We start from the raw sequence: 17,899 nt of genomic DNA, 5'->3' as shown, positions 1-17,899 counted from the left end.
ACATGCACGCTCGGCGCTAGATAATCACACCGCGCGTGGGGAGAACTCCCCCGGAATGTCACCGTTCCGTCCCAAGTCGGCCCGCACCGCCGCCGGGTGGTCCCGGAGGGCTCGCCTCCGGGACCTTCCCTGGTCGGACCGGGGGTCAGCGCAGGGCTGAGCCCGCCTTCCACTGCGCCCAGCCGATGTTCCAGCCGCCGAGGCCGTTGTCCGGAGCGACGGTCCTGTCGGTGGAGTTGACCACCTCGACCACATCACCCACGAGCGTCCGCTCGAAGAACCAGCCGGCCGGGGTGTCCGAGCTGCCGCCCTTCACGTCACGCAGCCCGATGCAGCCGTGGCTGGTGTTCTCGGAGCCGAAGATGTCAGGGGATTCCCAGTAGTTGCCGTGCAGGAAGGTGCCCGACTTCGTCAGCCGGATGGCGTGGGGCACGTCCTTGATGTCGTACTCACCGCCGAAGCCGACGGTGCTGCCGTCCATGCGGGTCACGTCGTGCAGCTCCGAGACCACCATCTTCCCGTTGTACGTGGTCGTCTTCTCGGCGCCCGCGGTGATGGGCACCGTGCTGACGACCTCGCCGCCGCGGCGCACCTCCATGGTGTGCGCCCGGGCGTCCACCACGGACGTCTGGGCGCGGCCCACCCGGAAGGCCACCTTCTTCTGCTGGCTGCCGTAGACCCCGGGGGCGCCCTCCACATCGCGCAGGCCGACATCGACGGTGACCTCGGTCCCCGGCTCCCAGTAGGTGGCGGGGCGGAAGTCGAGCCGGTCCTTGCCGAACCAGTGGCCGACCACCTCGACCCGCGGTTCCGTGGTGATCCGGATGGCCTTCTCCACCGCGGCACGGTTCTTGACGGGCCGGTTGAAGTCGAAGGAGACGATCATGCCGGTGCCCACGGTGGACCGGTTCTCCGGCTTGAAGTAGCCGATGAAGCGGTCCTTGGGGACCAGCGTGGTGAAGGTGGTGCTGCGGGCCGAGCGGTGGCCGTCGCCGTCGACGGCGACGGCCTCCACGCTGTACTTCCCGGCCAGCCCCAGCCGGTACCCGTCGTCCCGGGGGGCCCAGGAACGGCCGTCCTCCGCGATCCGGCCCGGCACCTCCCGGTGTTCCGCGTCCTCCGTCCGGGTCACCTTCACCCGCTCCAGCCGTCCGTCGGGGACGGTCACCTGGAGCCGGCTGTCCGCGCCGACGTTCTCGGCGCCGTCCTTGGGGACGATCCTGATGGCGTCCCCGGGTGAGCGGTTGTCCCCGAAGAACGACGTTGCCTCGGTGCAGCCCGTCAGTACGGCCAGCACGGTGAACAGTCCTGCCCATGTCAGCACGGCGGCCGAACCCGCCCGTGCTCTCTTCGCTACGTGGTTCACGCTCCCCCCAACGACGCGGCCGCCCCGGGGAAACGTGAGTGCGGGCCGCCCGGTGGGCAGAACAGAGGGGAGGACACCGCTCGGAAGGCCGCGGCCGGGACGCCGCGCACTCCTACGGCGGGTGGCCGCTCCTACGAGCCGCAGGAGGCTAGAGGTGTCGAGCACAGCCGAGCAGGAGGAAACGCCGCGTACGACGGGGAGAGTGGTGGCGACCCGGCCGGCCCCGGAGGACGGGCGGGACGAACCACCCGTATGGCCGGGTGCCCCGATGCCGCTGGGAGCACGCTTCCGGGTCGGGCCGGACGGTGTGGCGGGCACCAACTTCGCCCTCTGGGCGGGTGGCGCGGAGGCCGTCGAGCTCTGCCTGTTCGACGAGCGGGGCACCGAGACCCGGGTCCCGCTGACCGAGCTGACGCACGAGATCTGGCACGGCTTCGTACCCGGCGTCGGCGCGGGACAGCGGTACGGCTACCGGGTGCACGGCCGCTGGGACCCCTGGACCGGTGCCCGGTGGAACGCCGCGAAGCTGCTTCTCGACCCGTACGCCCGCGCGGTGGACGGGTCGTTCACCCTGCCGCCCGAGGTCTACGGCCATGTGCGGGACTGGCCCGAGCAGCAGGTCGCCGACACCGTGCGCGACGACCGGGACTCCGCGCCGTACGTCCCCAAGGCCGTCGTCGTGCACGACGACGACGACTGGGCGGAGGACCGCAGGCCCAAGACGCCGTGGGCGGACACGGTCATCTACGAACTGCACGTACGCGGCTTCACCCGGCTCCACCCGGACATCCCGCCCGAGCTGCGCGGCACGTACGCCGGTCTCGCCCACCCGGCCGCCGTCGGCCACCTCCGGCGGCTCGGCGTGACGGCCGTGGAGCTGCTCCCCGTCCATCAGTTCGCCCACGAGGACCATCTGCTGCGGCGCGGGCTGCACAACTACTGGGGCTACAACTCGATCGGCTACTTCGCCCCGCACGCGGACTACGCGGCGAGCGGGACGACGGGTGGCCAGGTCGGCGAGTTCAAGCAGATGGTGCGCGCGCTGCACGACGCGGGGATCGAGGTGATCCTCGACGTGGTCTACAACCACACGGCGGAGGCCGGCGAGCTCGGCCCGATGCTCTCCCTGCGCGGCATCGACAACCGCGGCTACTACCGCCTCCAGCAGGACGCCCGCCGTTACGCGGACTACACCGGCTGCGGCAACACCCTGCACGTGGTGCAGCCGCAGGTCCTCCGGCTGATCACCGACTCGCTCCGCTACTGGGTGACGGAGATGGGCGTCGACGGCTTCCGCTTCGATCTGGCGGCGGCGCTCGCCCGCTCGATGCACGACGTGGACATGCTCTCCCCCTTCCTCGCGGTGATCGCCCAGGACCCGGTGCTGCGCCGGGTGAAGCTGATCGCCGAACCGTGGGACGTCGGCAACGGCGGCTACCAGGTGGGGGCGTTCCCACCGCTGTGGACGGAGTGGAACGACCGCTACCGGGACGCCGTACGTGACTTCTGGCGCGGCGCCCTGCCCGACGTACGCGACATCGGCTACCGGCTCACCGGGTCGAGCGACCTGTACGCCTGGGGCGGCAGGCGTCCGTACGCCTCGGTCAACTTCGTCACCGCGCACGACGGTTTCACCCTGCGCGACCTGGTCAGCTACCAGGACAAGCACAACGAGGCCAACGGCGAGGACAACCGCGACGGCACGGACGACAACCGCGCCTGGAACGGCGGCGCCGAGGGCGAGACCGACGACCCGGAGGTCAACGCCCTGCGCCTGAGGCAGCTGCGCAACCTCCTGACCACGCTGCTCCTGTCGACCGGGGTGCCGATGCTGGTCGCGGGCGACGAGATGGGCCGTACGCAGGGCGGCAACAACAACGCCTACTGCCAGGACAACGAGGTCAGCTGGCTGGACTGGTCGCTCCTGGAGGAGCCCCGGTGGCGGGGGCTGACCGAGCTGACCGCCCGGGTGCTGGACCTGCGCCACCGTCACCCGGTGCTGAGGCGCCGGGCCTTCTTCGCCGGAACGCCGCAGGCCCCCGACGGCCTGCGGGACCTGGCCTGGTTCACCCCGCAGGGCGCGGAGATGACGGAGGCCGACTGGTACGCCCCGGCCGCCACGCTCGCGCTGTACCTCTCCGGGCGGGACATCCCGGGCCGGGACGCCCGGGGCGAGCAGATCACCGACGACAGCTTCCTGGCGGTCCTGCACGCCGACCACCGGCCCTGCGGCTTCCGGCTGCCCGGCCCGCCCTGGGCCCAGGCGTACGAACTGGTCCTGGACACCTCGCGCGAGGACCAGTCGACGGCTCCCGGCACGCTCCACCGGGGCGGCTCGGAGCTCACGGTGGAGGGCAGGTCGGTGCTGCTGCTGCGGGTGACGGAATGACGGAGCGGGGGACCGAATCGGACCGACCGGTCGGTCTCAGCCGAGGATGCCGCGCTCGTAGGCGAGGGCGACGGCGGCCGCGCGGTCCTTCGCGCCCAGCTTGGCGAAGACATGGGTGAGGTGCGTCTTCACGGTCGCCTCGCTGATGAACAGTTCGGCGGCGATCTCCCGGTTCGAGGTGCCCCGGGCGACGAGCCGCAGCACCTCGCACTCGCGCGCGGACAGCGACTCGTGACCGGGCGCGGCCGGGGTGCGCACCCGTGAGATGAGCCGTGAGGCGACGGCCGGCGACAGCACGGTGCGGCCGTCGGCGGCGGCCCGTACGGCGGTGAAGAGCTCGTCGCGGGGCGCGTCCTTGAGCAGATAGCCGGTCGCGCCCGCCTCGATGGCGGGCAGGGTGTCGGAGTCGGTGTCGTACGTGGTGAGGACGAGCACCCTGGAGCGGGCGCCGAGTCGGCTGAGCTCGGCGATGGCGGCCACTCCTCCGCCGCCCGGCATCCGCAGGTCCATCAGGACGACGTCGGGGTCGAGGCGGGTCGTGAGCTCCACCGCGGCGACGCCGTCCGCCGCCTCGCCCAGCACCTCGAAGCCGGGCGCGGAGCTGAACATCCCGCGCAGACCGTCCCGTACGACGGGGTGGTCGTCGACGAGCACGAGGGTGATGACGCGGGTGGTTCCGGTGGCCTCGTTCATATCGGCTCCAGATTATCGGTCGCGGGACGCCGTACGAGCGGTACCCGGGCGGAGACGGCCGTGCCCAGGCCTGGTTCCGTCTCCACCTCGACCGTGCCCGCGATCCGCTCGGCGCGGGCCCGCATCCCGCCGAGGCCGAAGCCGCCCGTGCCGCTGCGCGGGGGCAGCGAGGCGGGGTCGAAGCCGCAGCCGTCGTCGCGTATGTCCAGGGTGATCTCGTCGCCCATGTAGGAGAGGGTGACGCCGGCCCGTGCCGCACCCGCGTGCCGGGCGGCGTTGGCGAGGGCCTCCTCGGCGATGCGGAGCAGGGTGGCGCCGACCTCGTCGTGGAGCGGTTCGACGGTGCCGGTGACGGTGAGATCGGCCCGTGCGCCCGTGCGCCCGGCCCAGTCGTCGACCGTCTTGCGGAGCGCTCCCGGCAGGTCGTCGCGCTCCAGTGCGGCGGGTACCAGGTTGTGCACGGAGCGGCGGGCCTCGCCGAGGCTGTGGCGGGCGAGTGCCGAGGCACGGTCGAGGTGCTCACGGGACTGCGCGGGGTCGGCGGTCGAGGTGACGGCCTGGAGCTGGGCGATGATCCCGGTCAGGCCCTGCGCGAGGGTGTCGTGGATCTCGGCGGCCAGCCGGCGCCGCTCGTCGGCCACCCCGGCCTCCCGTGCCTGGAGCAGGAGCTGGGCGTGCAGGGTGGCGTTCTCGGCGAGGGCCTGTTCCAGCCGGGTGTTGGCGAGTTCCAGCTCGGAGATGGTCTCGGTCTGGCGCCTGGTCCGCTCGGCCTCGCGGGCGCCGATGTTGCCGAAGAGCAGGGCGAGGGAGGCGTGCAGGACGAAGAGGGCGCCGAAGGCCGCCCAGTTGGTGAGGGAGGCCGGGGGCATCCCGCTCCCGGACTGGGAGCCCGCCATGGTGACGGCGGTGCACAGCATCCCTGCGCGTGCGTATCGCTTCGGCAGCAGGTCGCCGACGTCGAAGTAGCCGATGATCGCGTAGACGGAGAAGAACGGGTTGCACCAGCAGAGCGCGAACGCCAGCGCGGTCCGCAGGACGTAGTACACGACGGCGGCCCGGGGGTGCGGGGCCCCGTCCCGCCGGATGCGGCCCCACCCCAGCTGGAGGGCGCAGGCCGCCGCCGTCAGGGCGCCCGCCGTGTACACGTCGGCCTCGGACATCCCGACGAGGCCGGAGGAGAGGGCGGCCATCAGGACGGCGATGCCCAGGAGGGTGTACGGGCCGTACCGGTGGAAGCGCCGCTCCATGGTCGTACCGTCCCGTGCCGTCCCCACGACGACCGTCCTCATCTGTGTCACTCCCAGCGGAAGAGCCTGGTCGACGCCATGCCCAGCGCCGCGGTCCACACCATCATGACGCCGAGGTGCGCCCAGCCCGGCCAGTGCCCGAGACCCGCCTGGTCCAGTGCCTGGGAGGCGGCGCCGAAGGGCGTGAACTCGACGATCCGGCGGAGCAGGCCGGGCATGGTCTGGACGGGCACCCAGACCCCGGCCGTGAACATCATCAGCAGGTACGCCACCGAGCCGACGGCGGCCGAGACCTTGGTCGTCCTGGACAGCGCGCAGATGGTGGCGCCGAGCGCGAGGACGCAGGCGACGGCCAGCAGGAGCGCCAGGGCGTAACCGGCGATCTGGCGCGGCAGCCGCACCCCGAGGGCGATCCGGCCGACGGCCAGGACGAGGACGGCGGAGCCCAGCGAGGCCACCCCGTGCAGCGCGATCTGCGCGGCGAGCAGGGCCGCGGGGCGTACCGGGGTGGCCGACATCCGGCGCAGGATGCCGCGCTCGCGGTAACCGGCGAGGACCGGCGGCATGGCCTGCAGCCCGGCCATGATCATGGCGAGCAGGACGGCCACGGGGACGTAGAGGTCGATGACGCTGCGGCCGCCGAGGTCGCCGGTCTCCTCCCGGAAGGACGGGATGAGGCCGAGGATCGTCAGAAGGGCGGCGGGGAAGGCCAGGATCCAGAAGAGACTGCCGGGTTCCCGGAGGAAGAGCCGGGTCTCGGCCCTGAGTACGGCGACGAGCGGGCTGGGTGCCGGGGCGGCAGGCACCGCGGTGGTGGTCGTGGGCATCAGGCGTCCTGCTCCGTGAGGTCGAGGAAGGCGTCGTCCAGGCTGGTCTCCAGGACGCGGAGCCGGCTGGCGGTGATGCGCAGTCCGGCCAGCAGCGAGATCACCGCGGCGGCGGTGGCGTCGGTGCCGTGGACGGTGATCCGGCCGTCGTGGCCGTCGGTCGAGACGGACACCGCGCCGGGCAGCCGGGCGAGTTCGCCGGGGTCGGGGAGCGGCTTCGAGGGGGTGAAGGAGATGACGGTGGACCCGGCGGAACGGTCGACGAGTCCGGCCGGGGTGTCGAGGGCGGCGAGGCGGCCCTTGTCGATGACGGCCACCCGGTCGCAGAGGCGCTGTGCCTCCTCCATGAAGTGGGTGACCAGGACGACCGTCACGCCGCTGTCCCGCACCTCCTCGATGAGCCGCCAGGTGTCGCGGCGGGCCCGGGGGTCGAGGCCGGTCGTCAGTTCGTCGAGGACGACCACGCGCGGGTTCCCGATGAGGGCGAGCGCGATGAACAGCCGTTGCTTCTGGCCGCCGGAGAGGGCGACGAAGCGGCGGTCGAGGTGCCCGTCGAGGCCGAGCCGCTCCGCGAGCGCGTGCCGGTCGGCGGGGTGCGGGTAGAAGGCGCTGTAGAGCTCCAGCGCCTCACGCACGGTCAGCTTGGGCTGGAGCTCGCTCTCCTGGAGCTGGGCGCCCAGCAGTTGGGTGACCTCGTGGCGGTCGGCCGCCGGGTCGAGTCCGGCGACCCGGACGGTTCCCGAGTCGGGGATCCGCAGTCCTTCGACGCATTCGACGGTGGTGGTCTTGCCGGCTCCGTTGGGACCGAGGATCCCGAAGATCTCCCCCTCGTCGACGGTGAAGCTCACCCCGTCGACCGCGGGGCGGCCGCCGTAGGCCTTGTGGACCCCGTGCACTTCGATGATTGCCATGCCCGTAAGGATTCCGGCGGGCGGACGGCACCGGTATCCGCCGTCACGCCCGTCCCGGCATCAGCCGATCGGTTGACCGGGCACTGCGACCCACGGCGTGTGACCGGAAAACCACGTGAGCGATGTCAGTGGTGAACCTTAGGCTCGCTCCTGATGCCCGAAAAACCTGCAGAGCCCACGGACCGGTCCGCCGTGCGCTCCCTCCTGCGACTGTGGCCCTATGTCAGACCGGTGCGCCTGCGCTGGATCAGTGCTGCCCTCGTGGCGGTTCTCGCGTCCTGTCTCGCCCTGGTGATCCCGCTGATCCTGAAGTGGATGGTGGACGGTCCCGTCGCGGACCGTGATCCGGGCGGGGTCTGGCTGGGGGCGCTCTACCTGCTGCTGCTGGGGATCGCCGAGGCGGGGCTCTTCGGGCTCCGGCGGTGGCTCGTGGCCCGGCCGCTGGCCGGGGTCGAGGCGGCGATGCGCGCCGATCTCTACCGTCATCTGCAGCGGCTGCCGGTGGCCTTCCACGACCGCTGGCCCTCGGGGCAGTTGCTCTCGCGTGGCACCACGGATCTGATGCTGATGCGGATGTTCCTGGCCTTCCCGCTGACGTTCCTGCTGGTCAACGGCACGACGATTCTCGTCGGTTTCGTCATCCTGTTCGCCCAGGAGTGGTCGCTGGGGCTGGTGCTGCTCGCGCCGGCCGTTCCTCTGATGGTGCTGTGCTCGCTCTTCGAGACGAAGTACGCGCTGGTGGCGCGCAGGGCCCAGGACCAGGTCGGTGATCTGACGACGGTCGTCGAGGAGAGCGTGCTGGGCATCCGGATCGTCAAGGGCTTCGGCCGCAACCGCAGCCAGGCGCTCGCCTTCCGCGCGCTCGCGCAGCGGCTGCGCACCACGGAGCTGGGCAAGGCCCGGCTGCTCGCGGGCATCTGGGCGCTCATCACCGCCATTCCGGAGCTCGCGATCGGTGCCGCGCTGGTGCTCGGCACGATCGAGGTCGCGAACGGCGATCTGTCCGCGGGCACGCTCGTCGCGTTCCTCTCGACGGCCCTGGCGCTGCGCTGGCCGGTCGAGTCGATCGGCTTCCTGCTGGCGATGAGCCAGGAGTCGGCGACGGCCGCCGACCGCTACTTCGAGGTCATGGACGTCGCGGAGGAACCGGAGCCCGAGGCACCGGGAGAGGCGGCCGGGACCACCGCGCAGGGCATCGTCTTCGAGGGGGTGGAGTTCCGCTACCCCGACGCCGCTCCCGGCTCGCCGCCCGCCCTCGCCCGGATCGATCTGCGGATCCGTCCCGGCGAGACGATGGCCCTGGTGGGGGCCACGGGTTCGGGGAAGACGACGCTGACGGCGCTCGTCCCCCGGCTGCACGAGGTCACCGGCGGCCGGATCCTGCTGGACGGCGAGGACATCGCCACCATGCGGCGGCCCCGGCTGCGCGAGCTGGTGTCGGTGGCCTTCGAGGAGCCCACGCTGTTCTCCGCGACCGTCGGGGAGAACGTGCTGATGGGCGCGGAGGGCGCGAGCGACCAGGAGCTGCGCCGGGCCCTGTCGGTCGCCCAGGCCGACTTCGTGCACGACCTTCCGCAGGGCATCGGCACCCAGGTCGGTGAGCAGGGGCTGAGCCTCTCCGGCGGCCAGCGGCAGCGGCTCGCCCTGGCCCGCGCCGTCGTCGGCGCACCGCGCTTCCTGGTGCTCGACGACCCGCTCTCCGCCCTGGACGTCCATACGGAGGCGCTGGTGGAGGCGGCGCTGCGGCACGTCCTGGAGGGGACGACGGCCCTGGTCGTCGCCCACCGGCCGTCCACGGTGATGCTCGCGGACCGGGTGGCCCTGCTGTCCGGGGGCCGGATCGCCGCCGTGGGCACCCATCAGGAACTCCTGCGCACCCACGCCGAGTACGCCTGGCTGATGTCCGGGGCCCGGGACACCGGCGCCCGCGACACCGGAGTTCTCGTCCCCGAGGAGGGCAGCACCCGATGACCAGTACGACTGCCGACGGACCCGCCCTCGCCGACGAGGACCTGCCCGGGACGGATCCCGGCCGGGAGCCGGGCGACGGGGACGCGTTCGACGCCGACGCCCTGCCCGCCCCCCGGGGTGCCACCCGCGCCCTGCTGACCTCCCTGCTCGCACCGCTGCGGGCCAGGGTCGTCGTGGCCTCCCTCCTGCTGCTCGTCCAGCAGGCCGCCGTGCAGGCGGGGCCGCTGCTGGTCGCGTACGCCATCGACAGCGGTGTGCCCGCGTTCCGGGACCACGACTACGGTCCGCTGGCCGCGGTCGGCATCGGGTACGCGGTGTGCTCGGTCGGTGCGGGGCTCCTCCAGTACGCCTTCATCCGGGCGGCCGCGCGGATCAACCAGGACGTGCTGCTCGATCTGCGCGGCCGGATCTTCCGTCACGCGCAGGCGCTGAGCGTGGACTTCCACGAGCGCTACACCTCGGGCCGGCTGATCTCCCGTTCGACCACGGACGTGGAGTCCCTGCGCGAGCTGTTGAGCGAGGGCCTCCAGGAACTCATCGGGGTGGTCCTGTCGTTCGTGTCGATCTCCCTGATGCTGCTCTGGCTCGACCTCGGCATCGGCGCGATCGCCGTGGCCTCCTTCGCCCCCCTGTACCTGCTGGTGCGGGCCTACCGGCGGCGGGCCGCCAAGGCGTACTCGGCGCGGTCCTCGGCGATCGCCGCGGTCATCGTGAAGTTCGCCGAGACGATGAACGGGATCCGTCCCGTGCAGGCCTTCCGCAGGGAGCGTGCCAACGACGAGGACTTCGCGGTGTTCAACCGCCGTCATGAGCTGAGGAACGGCGACGCGCTGCTGGAGATGGCCCGCTACGTCGTCGGCTCCCGGCTCGTCGCCAACACGGCGGTGGCGGCGATGGTGCTGTGGGGCGCCTACCGGGTGGCGTCGGACACGCTGGCGCTCGGTGTCCTGGCCGCGGCGGTGCTGTATCTGCGCCGGCTGTACGACCCGATCGACCGGCTCGCGATGTTCCTCAACTCCTACCAGTCGGCAGCCGCTTCGCTGGAGAAGATCGCGGGTCTGCTGGCGCAGACGCCCACGGTGCCCGAGCCCGTGGCACCGAAGGCGCTGCCCGCGCCCGCCGGTGAGCACCCTGGCCGGGAGGTCGTGTTCGACGGGGTGCGGTTCGCCTACCGTACGGGCGGCGAGGTCCTGCCGCGCTTCGATCTGACGATCCCCGCCGGCCGGACCGTGGCCGTGGTCGGATCGACGGGCGCGGGCAAGTCGACGCTGGCCAAGCTGCTGGCACGCTTCTACGACCCGACGGAGGGCCGGGTCCTGCTGGACGGCACCGATCTGCGGGACCTGGCGACGGCCGAGCTGCGCAGGGGCGTGGTGATGGTGACCCAGGAGGCGTTCCTGTTCTCCGGGACGATCGCCGAGAACATCGCGATCGGCCGTCCGGATGCGACGTCCGAGGAGATCGAGCACGCGGCGAAGGCCATCGGGGCGCACGACTTCATCGCCTCCCTGCCCGACGGGTACGACACGGACGTCCGTAAGCGGGGCGGCCGGATCTCCGCCGGGCAGCGCCAGCTGGTGGCCTTCGCGCGGGCGCTGCTCGCGGACCCGGCGGTGCTGATCCTCGACGAGGCCACGAGTTCGCTGGACATCCCCGGTGAGCGGGCGGTGCAGCGGGCGATGGACACGGTGCTGCACGGGCGCACGGCGGTGGTGATCGCACACCGTCTGTCGACCGTGGAGATCGCGGACCGGGTCCTGGTGATGGAGCACGGCCGGATCGTGGAGGACGGCACCCCGGCCGAACTCATCGGCGGCACCGGCCGGTTCGCGGGTCTGCACAAGGCGTGGAGGGAGAGCCTGGCCTGAGGGGTGCGGGTGTAGGTTCCGCGATTCGGTGCGCACTGTACCCGTGAGATGCGCACCGAATGCGCAATTCCAAGAATCTGTGCGCACTGACTTCGTAGGGTAACTAGCTTCCGGTCTATGGCCGTTCAGAGTCCAGCCCGGGTGCGTGGGAAGTACGAACAGCCGATGGCGTCAGTCCGCTACGACGACGCGTCGGTACGGAAGGTCCCGTTCAAGGGTCTGCGGTTGGCGGATTTCACATGGTCGGTTCCATGGCGGAAGTTTCGCTCCGTCCACGGCCAGGCGCACTACTCAGGGCGGTACGCGTCAGCAACGATGGCTGGGCCCGTGGTCTATGAGAGCCGCCTGGAGTTGGCACGGCTTCTCTTGGCTGACATGGATCCTTCCGTGCGTGGGATCTATGCCCAGCCGTGCCACCTGACCGCCCGGATAGGCGATCGGGTACGTCGGCATGTGCCGGACTTCCTCCTAGTCATGGAGTCGGGAGTGGTGCGGGTGGTGAACGTCAAGCCTGCGGACCGGCTCACGGATCCAAAGATCACAGAGGCGTTGGCCTGGCCGGGTGAACTGGTCGAACGGCACGGTTGGGAGTATGAGATCTGGTCCGGGGCGGACCGGGTGGTCCTGGAGAACGTCCGGTTCCTGGCCGCCTACCGCCGCCCGGGCGTAGTCCCGGAGGCCGAACTCGAACGCGCTTGGGAAAGCGTGCAGGACGGTGACCGACTCGGTGTCGCTGAGCGACGGCTGGCAGCTGGGCGTCCCGATCACGAGGCGCGGCCACCGCTCTTGGCGCTGGTGTGGACGTGGCGGCAGGTCGACCTGTCGGTGCTGCTGGCACACCCCTCTACCGAGTTCCTGGTGGAGACCTCGCCTGCGGAACCGGCAGCCGCAGCGTTGCTGGGCGGTCTCGGTAGTGCGGAGGACGATGCACTCACCGTTCGGTTCCGGCATGTGCAGGAAGTTCGCTTCGGCTATCAACTGGGTTCTTCCGAACTGGCTTTGGAGGGTGAGCCGCGGCCGGATTATGCGCCAGGGATGCCTCTGATGCACCGCTACCGAGCAAAGGCCGCCGAGCTCGGAGTCGACCCAGCGACGGTGCGCCGATGGGTGTCCAAGGTCGAGGAGGCCGGGCCAGCTGGTCTCGTGAGCAAGCGCCAACCCAAGAGCGTGCTGGATCGGGCAGATTCACGCTGGTTGGAGATGGCACGCACGGTAATCGGAGGCCTGGAGAAGTCCAGCCGCCCAGTTCGTGGCCTGGTGCTGATGGAGATCGAAGAACGGGTGGCCAAGAAATACGGCCGCGACGTGGTCAAGGTTCCGAAGCAAACCACGGGCTACGAACTGCTGAAGGAACTCAGCCGAGGGACCAACGCGTTCGAGGGCAGCACGAAGGGGAAGCGGTCCATCGCGAACCGCCCGCAGGGGGTCTTCGGCAAGCTGCGGGCGACGCGGCCGGGTGAGTACATCGTGCTCGACACCAACAGCCTGGATGTCTTCGCAATGGAGCCTGTGACCTGCCGGTGGGTGCAGTGCGAACTAACCGTCGCCATGGACCTCTACAGCAAGGTGATCACCGGATTGCGTCTGACGCCGGTATCGACGAAGTCGATAGACGTGGCCGGGGTCTTGTTCGAGACGATCCGACCCCGGGAGGTGGCGTCTGCAGGAACGGGCGAGCCGCTTCCGTACTGCGGGGTTCCTTCCACGGTGGTGTTCGACGCGGAGAAGCTGGTGGACGCGCACGGTCGCCCGTTGCTGCCCGCAGTCGCGGCGGAGACGATCATCTACGACCACGGCAAGATCTACGTCTCGAACCACATCGCGAGCGTCAGTGCAAAGCTCGACATCTCCCTGCAGCCGGCTCGCCCCTATACGCCGACCGAAGCCGGTGGAACGGTGGTTCAAGACGCTGAACCAGGGGCTGCTGGCGGCACTTCCCGGCTACAAGGGACCGGACGTGCACAGCCGGGGAGAGAAGGTGGAGGACGAGGCGTACTTCTTCCTGGACGAGCTTGAGGCGATCATCCGCGAATGGATCACTTTGATCTATCACAGGCGGCACCACCGGGGGCTGACAGTCCCGGAGGTCCCCGGGCTGAAGCTGAGCCCGTTGGAGATGTTCGAGCACGGCGTGAACCGGGCGGGCCCCTTGCGCATCCCGTCCAGGCCGGGCCTCGCGTTCGAGTTCCTGGAAGAGGAGTGGTGCCCCATCCACCACTACGGGGTGGAGATCAACGGGCTCCGCTACAACGGGGACGGGCTCGACGACTATCGCAATCAGATCAGCCCGCACCGCGGCGAGCGTGCCGGAAGGTGGCCGGTCGCGGTGGACCGCGCCGACATCAGGAAGATCTACTTCCAGGACCCGAAGCAGCCCCACCTGTGGCACGCCCTGGACTGGGAACATGCCCCGGCATTGAACGGACCGGCCAGCTTGGAGGCGTTGAAATACGCGCGCCGGATCGCGGCCGATACGCATCGCTTCCCGGACACCAAACGCGCCCTGATCGAGTTGCTGGAACGCTGGGGTGCCGGGCTGACCGAGGACCGGACGGAGCGGCGCATGGCTGTGCGCTTGTCGCAGGACCGTCTGCGGCTGGTCGGCGAAGGCGACCCCGAAGCCGACGAGATCGCCGAGCTTCCCTCCGTTCGCCGTCTGGCACCGCTCAGCTCGCCGGTCGCAGGAACGGGCCAGGACGCAGCACCGGATTTGCAGGTGGTCGCTCCTGCGGATGAGGTCCTGGGCGGGGACGACGACGAGGACGAGGAGTGCGAGGCAGTCCCTGCAGACGAGGAGACAGCCGTCCTGGTCGACGAGGATGAGTACTACGCCGACGTCTGGGAGAGCCGTTGAGTACGCCCGAGGGCCTCGCGCCCTTCGAAGGCGATGACCGCCAGTACTCGCCCACCCGCCTTCCGGGCTGGCTGCAGGAGGTCAACGGCCCTGACCGGGTGAGGCCCAAACAGCACACCAGGGCTCAGCTGGCCGACCTTTCACCGAGGGCGCTCTTGGTCCACAACGACAACCGAGCGGTCTGGCACGCCAACATCGGCCCCATCGAAACCCCGCAGCTCATCGCGCTGAACGAGTCCCTGGCGGAAATCGTCGAGTCGAACCGGCAGGACGGCGACAAAACCAAGCCGGCCGCGCTGTTGGATGCCTACCCGGGGCTGGGCAAGAGCACCGCAGTGCGGGCCTACGGCCGTGCGATGTTCCGCAAGCAGGTAGACCTGCGCGGGGACACCACACCCAGCGGGCACCGCAGGGTGCCCATCATCTACATCGCGCTGAGCGGAAACACGCAGATCAAGGGCCTGAACGCCGCGATCTGCCGCTTCTACGGGCTGCCGGTCACCGGAGACGCCGACACTTTGGCCGAGCGGGCGGTGGACGCCGTGCTCTCCATGAAGACCGCCGCGATCATCATCGACGACATCCACTTCCTGGCCGGGGCAAACACCAACTCCGTCCGCATGGCCAACCAGTTGAAGTACCTGGCAAACGTCTTCCCCGTCACCCTGATCTATGTCGGCGTCGGTGTCCAGCAGCGCGGGATCCTGCGCGAAGGCTTCTCCGGCGCGAAGAACGAACTCGCGCAGTTCGGGCGCCGCACCACGCCCATGACACTGCTCCCTTTCCAGATCGACGACGACGAAGGGCGCCAGCAATGGCAGACCCTGCTCAAGACGATCGAAAAGAAGGTTGTCCTGGCCGACAGATATCCCGGAATGATCGCCGAGGACCTGTCGGACTATCTCTACGCGCGCTCCACCGGGCACTTCGCCTCCCTCATGTCTCTGATCAACCGCGGCTGTCTGCGGGCAATCCGCAGCGGTCATGAACTTCTTGACCAAGACCTGATGAATCAGGTGAAGAACGATGTCGCGGCAGAGGAATCCCGCAAGGAACTCGAAGCCGCCATCGAGGCCGGTCTGCTGACGAGCCGGCCGGCACCCGCACCGCGGCGCCCCAGGAAGTCGGCATGACGGCATGGTCCGACGAGCGCATCCCGATCTGGGTGGAGCCAACCGCGGGTGAGGCTCTGGACAGTTGGCTGGAGGCGTATTCCCGTCGACTTTCGACGTCCATGCCGGAGTTCGTACATTTCCTCGGTTTACCTGGAGCCCGGCTCAACCGCATGCTCCGTTGCCTAACGGAGAACGAGCGGCAGGTCCTTTCACGGCGGACCGGGCTCGGCTCTGGCAGGCTCACTGCGATGACGCTTGAGCCCTGGGACGGTTTGGCGGTCACTATTGACCGTCAGACTCGCCGTCTCATCCGGCCGCCACTCTGGCGTCAGTCTGGCAACAACACTCGCTACTGCCCTCGCTGTCTCGGAGAATCCACCGCGCGTTGGCAACTCTCCTGGCGACTGCCGTGGTCGTTCGCCTGCACACGCCACAGCTTGCTGTTGCTGGACCGTTGCCCGAAATGCGGGCAGCCGCCGCTGGTTCACGGTCATCGCCGGTTACGAGACATCGCACCTGGCACATGCCTCTATGGCACAGGCTCCGCCAATGCCATTCGCTGCGGCTTCTTCCTCCCGCACGCCGAGGCAACCTTGTTGCCCTCTCGCTCGTTGATTTTGGATGCTCAGCATGAGGTCAACACAGATGTTCTCGGCACCGCAAGCGCTCCCGGCCCGGTGCAACAGCGCGGCCAGGAACTTGCCATACTCGCCCGCTCAGCGCTGCATGGTCTCCTCACTCATCTGGCGCAGGCCCCCATCGCTGTTCGTGACGTGCTCGCAGAGTGTGGTGGCGCCCTGCCTGAACCGACCAGTGGAGACGCCTACAGCACCGCTGTCGGCACTGCCATCGCAAGAATCGCTCTCCACCGCCAACAGGACGAAAGCGACGCGGTATTCACGTGGCTGATGACGGCCAGTCGTTCTCGCCGCGTGAACAACTACCCGACCAGCTGGCTCTCAGAATGGGTTCCGGCCGGTCCTCGAGTAACGTCACGCGCCCTTGCAGCTGTCGCACCGGAACTGACTTGGATCGCACAGCTTCGCTTTGGGACCACAACGGCGGCCCCCGCCTGGCCGATCCTCTCCGATGAGGATGTGCAGCGCCGGGCGGCGCGACTGCCAGCGATGCTCTGGCCTTCTTGGACTATGCGACTACTGCCTCGCCTACCCGACTCGGTCTTCCGCATGTCTGGAGTCCGCCGAACCTGCGCTGCACTGCTGCTGATGCCGGGGACAACCTGGGACTACTCACAGGCAACTCAGTTTCTGGGCAATGGAGGCAAATTCCCTCGAGACGTGTTCGACGCAACTCTTAGAAGACACGGCCCTGCTGAACTTGCCGCAACTCTGGTTCTGCTAGCCCGTGCTCTCGACTCCCACCCTGCCCCCATCGACTATGCCCGTCGGCGAGCAAAATTCTCCGAAGCCACCATCACCTTCGACTTAGGCGCCTACCAGAACTACTGCCGACAGCACGCGCTGCGCGCAGGCCCGGTGCAGGTCGAACGAATGCGGTGGCGTCTGCTCAGACTTCTCCTCGGCGCTGACCCTGGAACATCCTCCCGCACCCCGACGTGGTGCACTGATTTCTCGCATCACCTCAATGACGATCTCATGGAATTCCTCTTCGACCAGGCAGCCGAGAACCTCAAGTCTCACGGCATCACCGAACCCGTGTCCTGGCAGCCACCATCCACTTGGATCGACACGGCCACATGGCCAGGAGCAGACCCCGACAGCATCGACAACCACGTGCTTTCCACAATGATGGCGGCCGGCCAGCCTCTGGAAAACATCGCGAAGACCCTAAGAGTCAGCGGCGATCACCTCCGTCTCCACGTCGAAGCAACAGGCATTGGCATTCCTCCCCCAACATTCCCGTCACACCCACGTTCCCGCGGGCGCCAGATTCCTCGTCAGGGCCTCCTGGCCCCCAATAGACTCCAACACCTCTACCAGGAAGAGCAACTCTCACTGATAAAGATCGCAAAACTTGCAAATTGCAGTCACAGTACCGTCCGGAAGGCACTCGACGAGGCAAAGATCCCTTGCCGCAAGCAGACGAGCGCTCACCCCGCGCTACCGGCCAAAGTGTCTCGTGAATGGCTGGAGAGAGAATATAGCCACAAAGGACGTACCGCACTGGATATTGCACATGAATTGGGTTTCCACAGGAACACCGTGACGAAAAACCTGAAGAGATGGGAAATTCCCCGGCATTCAAATGGCCTCTTCTCGAACCCCTTCGCCTCGCTCGATGTTCCTCTCTCATCAGACATGAAGAAGGTGAGCAGGACAAAAAACTGCCTCCCTCGGCTACACCACCTTCTCCAGCTCCCTGGGCACCTCAACCTGTCTGCTGCGGCAGCATCGCTCGGCATCCAGCCCGGCACTCTCAGCCATCAACTTCAACGCCTTGAAGCTACCCTGGGGTTCACTCTGATCACACGCAACAAACCACTGTCCAGCACGCTGGCAGGAGCCAGATTCCTCGCCGAAGCACAACAACTCATCGACCTCCTCGAAACTGATCCGTCCACTCCAAGTCGATTTTCCGCAGTTTCGATACCGTGACTTACTAAAATCCTCTAGCGCGATCTTGCCGATGTGCGCTAGAGCCGTGTTGCCGGTGTTGATAGACGATTGTGGATCGCGG

The 17,899-nt window shown here is 68.9% G+C and carries 12 protein-coding genes; 7 read left to right on the top strand and 5 right to left on the bottom strand.

Annotated features, from left to right (window positions below; translation table 11 throughout):
* Positions 1-145: 145 nt before the first annotated feature.
* Complete coding sequence (locus tag ACIRD8_RS17665; RefSeq protein ID WP_403991783.1) at positions 146-1,366, bottom strand: Ig-like domain-containing protein; 1,221 nt, start codon at positions 1,364-1,366, stop codon at positions 146-148.
* Positions 1,367-1,520: 154 nt separating this feature from the next.
* Here ACIRD8_RS17665 and glgX point away from each other — a divergent pair, with 154 nt between their 5' ends.
* Positions 1,521-3,755: a glycogen debranching protein GlgX gene (gene glgX / locus ACIRD8_RS17660; RefSeq protein ID WP_403991780.1), complete on the top strand. Its 2,235-nt coding sequence runs from the start codon at positions 1,521-1,523 to the stop codon at positions 3,753-3,755.
* A gap of 36 nt (positions 3,756-3,791) precedes the next feature.
* Here the strand turns inward: glgX and ACIRD8_RS17655 are convergent, their stop codons facing one another.
* The 4 genes from ACIRD8_RS17655 to ACIRD8_RS17640 are packed head-to-tail and all read right to left on the bottom strand — an operon-like array spanning position 3,792 to position 7,433.
* Positions 3,792-4,448 (bottom strand): response regulator, encoded by a 657-nt coding sequence (locus ACIRD8_RS17655; RefSeq protein ID WP_403991777.1) that lies wholly within the window; start codon positions 4,446-4,448, stop codon positions 3,792-3,794.
* Positions 4,445-5,737: a sensor histidine kinase gene (locus ACIRD8_RS17650; protein WP_403991774.1), complete on the bottom strand. Its 1,293-nt coding sequence runs from the start codon at positions 5,735-5,737 to the stop codon at positions 4,445-4,447. Before ACIRD8_RS17650 ends, ACIRD8_RS17655 begins: the two co-directional genes overlap by 4 nt.
* A gap of 5 nt (positions 5,738-5,742) precedes the next feature.
* Positions 5,743-6,522 (bottom strand): ABC transporter permease, encoded by a 780-nt coding sequence (locus tag ACIRD8_RS17645; RefSeq protein WP_403991771.1) that lies wholly within the window; start codon positions 6,520-6,522, stop codon positions 5,743-5,745.
* Positions 6,522-7,433, bottom strand: a complete 912-nt coding sequence (locus ACIRD8_RS17640; protein WP_403991768.1) for an ABC transporter ATP-binding protein — start codon at positions 7,431-7,433, stop codon at positions 6,522-6,524. The genes ACIRD8_RS17645 and ACIRD8_RS17640 overlap by 1 nt, the downstream gene beginning before the upstream one ends.
* 153 nt (positions 7,434-7,586) lie before the next feature.
* On the opposite strand from ACIRD8_RS17640, the gene ACIRD8_RS17635 reads away from it, so the two are divergent.
* The 6 genes from ACIRD8_RS17635 (at position 7,587) to ACIRD8_RS17610 (ending at position 17,817) form a co-directional block, all read left to right on the top strand.
* On the top strand, positions 7,587-9,404 hold the full coding sequence (locus ACIRD8_RS17635; RefSeq protein ID WP_403991765.1) for an ABC transporter ATP-binding protein: 1,818 nt from the start codon (positions 7,587-7,589) through the stop codon (positions 9,402-9,404).
* Positions 9,401-11,272 carry an ABC transporter ATP-binding protein gene (locus ACIRD8_RS17630; RefSeq protein ID WP_403991762.1) on the top strand — a complete coding sequence of 624 codons (1,872 nt, stop codon included), beginning with the start codon at positions 9,401-9,403 and terminating at the stop codon, positions 11,270-11,272. Before ACIRD8_RS17635 ends, ACIRD8_RS17630 begins: the two co-directional genes overlap by 4 nt.
* 117 nt (positions 11,273-11,389) lie before the next feature.
* Complete coding sequence (locus ACIRD8_RS17625; RefSeq protein ID WP_403991759.1) at positions 11,390-13,288, top strand: TnsA-like heteromeric transposase endonuclease subunit; 1,899 nt, start codon at positions 11,390-11,392, stop codon at positions 13,286-13,288.
* Positions 13,251-14,126, top strand: a complete 876-nt coding sequence (locus ACIRD8_RS17620) for a hypothetical protein (protein ID WP_403991756.1) — start codon at positions 13,251-13,253, stop codon at positions 14,124-14,126. Before ACIRD8_RS17625 ends, ACIRD8_RS17620 begins: the two co-directional genes overlap by 38 nt.
* Positions 14,123-15,259 (top strand): ATP-binding protein, encoded by a 1,137-nt coding sequence (locus ACIRD8_RS17615; protein ID WP_403991754.1) that lies wholly within the window; start codon positions 14,123-14,125, stop codon positions 15,257-15,259. The genes ACIRD8_RS17620 and ACIRD8_RS17615 overlap by 4 nt, the downstream gene beginning before the upstream one ends.
* Positions 15,256-17,817 (top strand): TniQ family protein, encoded by a 2,562-nt coding sequence (locus ACIRD8_RS17610; protein ID WP_403991751.1) that lies wholly within the window; start codon positions 15,256-15,258, stop codon positions 17,815-17,817. The genes ACIRD8_RS17615 and ACIRD8_RS17610 overlap by 4 nt, the downstream gene beginning before the upstream one ends.
* The last annotated feature ends 82 nt before the right edge of the window (positions 17,818-17,899 follow it).

The sequence above is a fragment of the Streptomyces sp. NPDC102451 genome (assembly GCF_044765485.1).
In the GTDB taxonomy this organism is placed as follows: domain Bacteria; phylum Actinomycetota; class Actinomycetes; order Streptomycetales; family Streptomycetaceae; genus Streptomyces.
The sequence above is the reverse complement of the archived record's forward strand: the minus strand, read 5'-3'. Positions and strand labels throughout refer to the sequence as shown.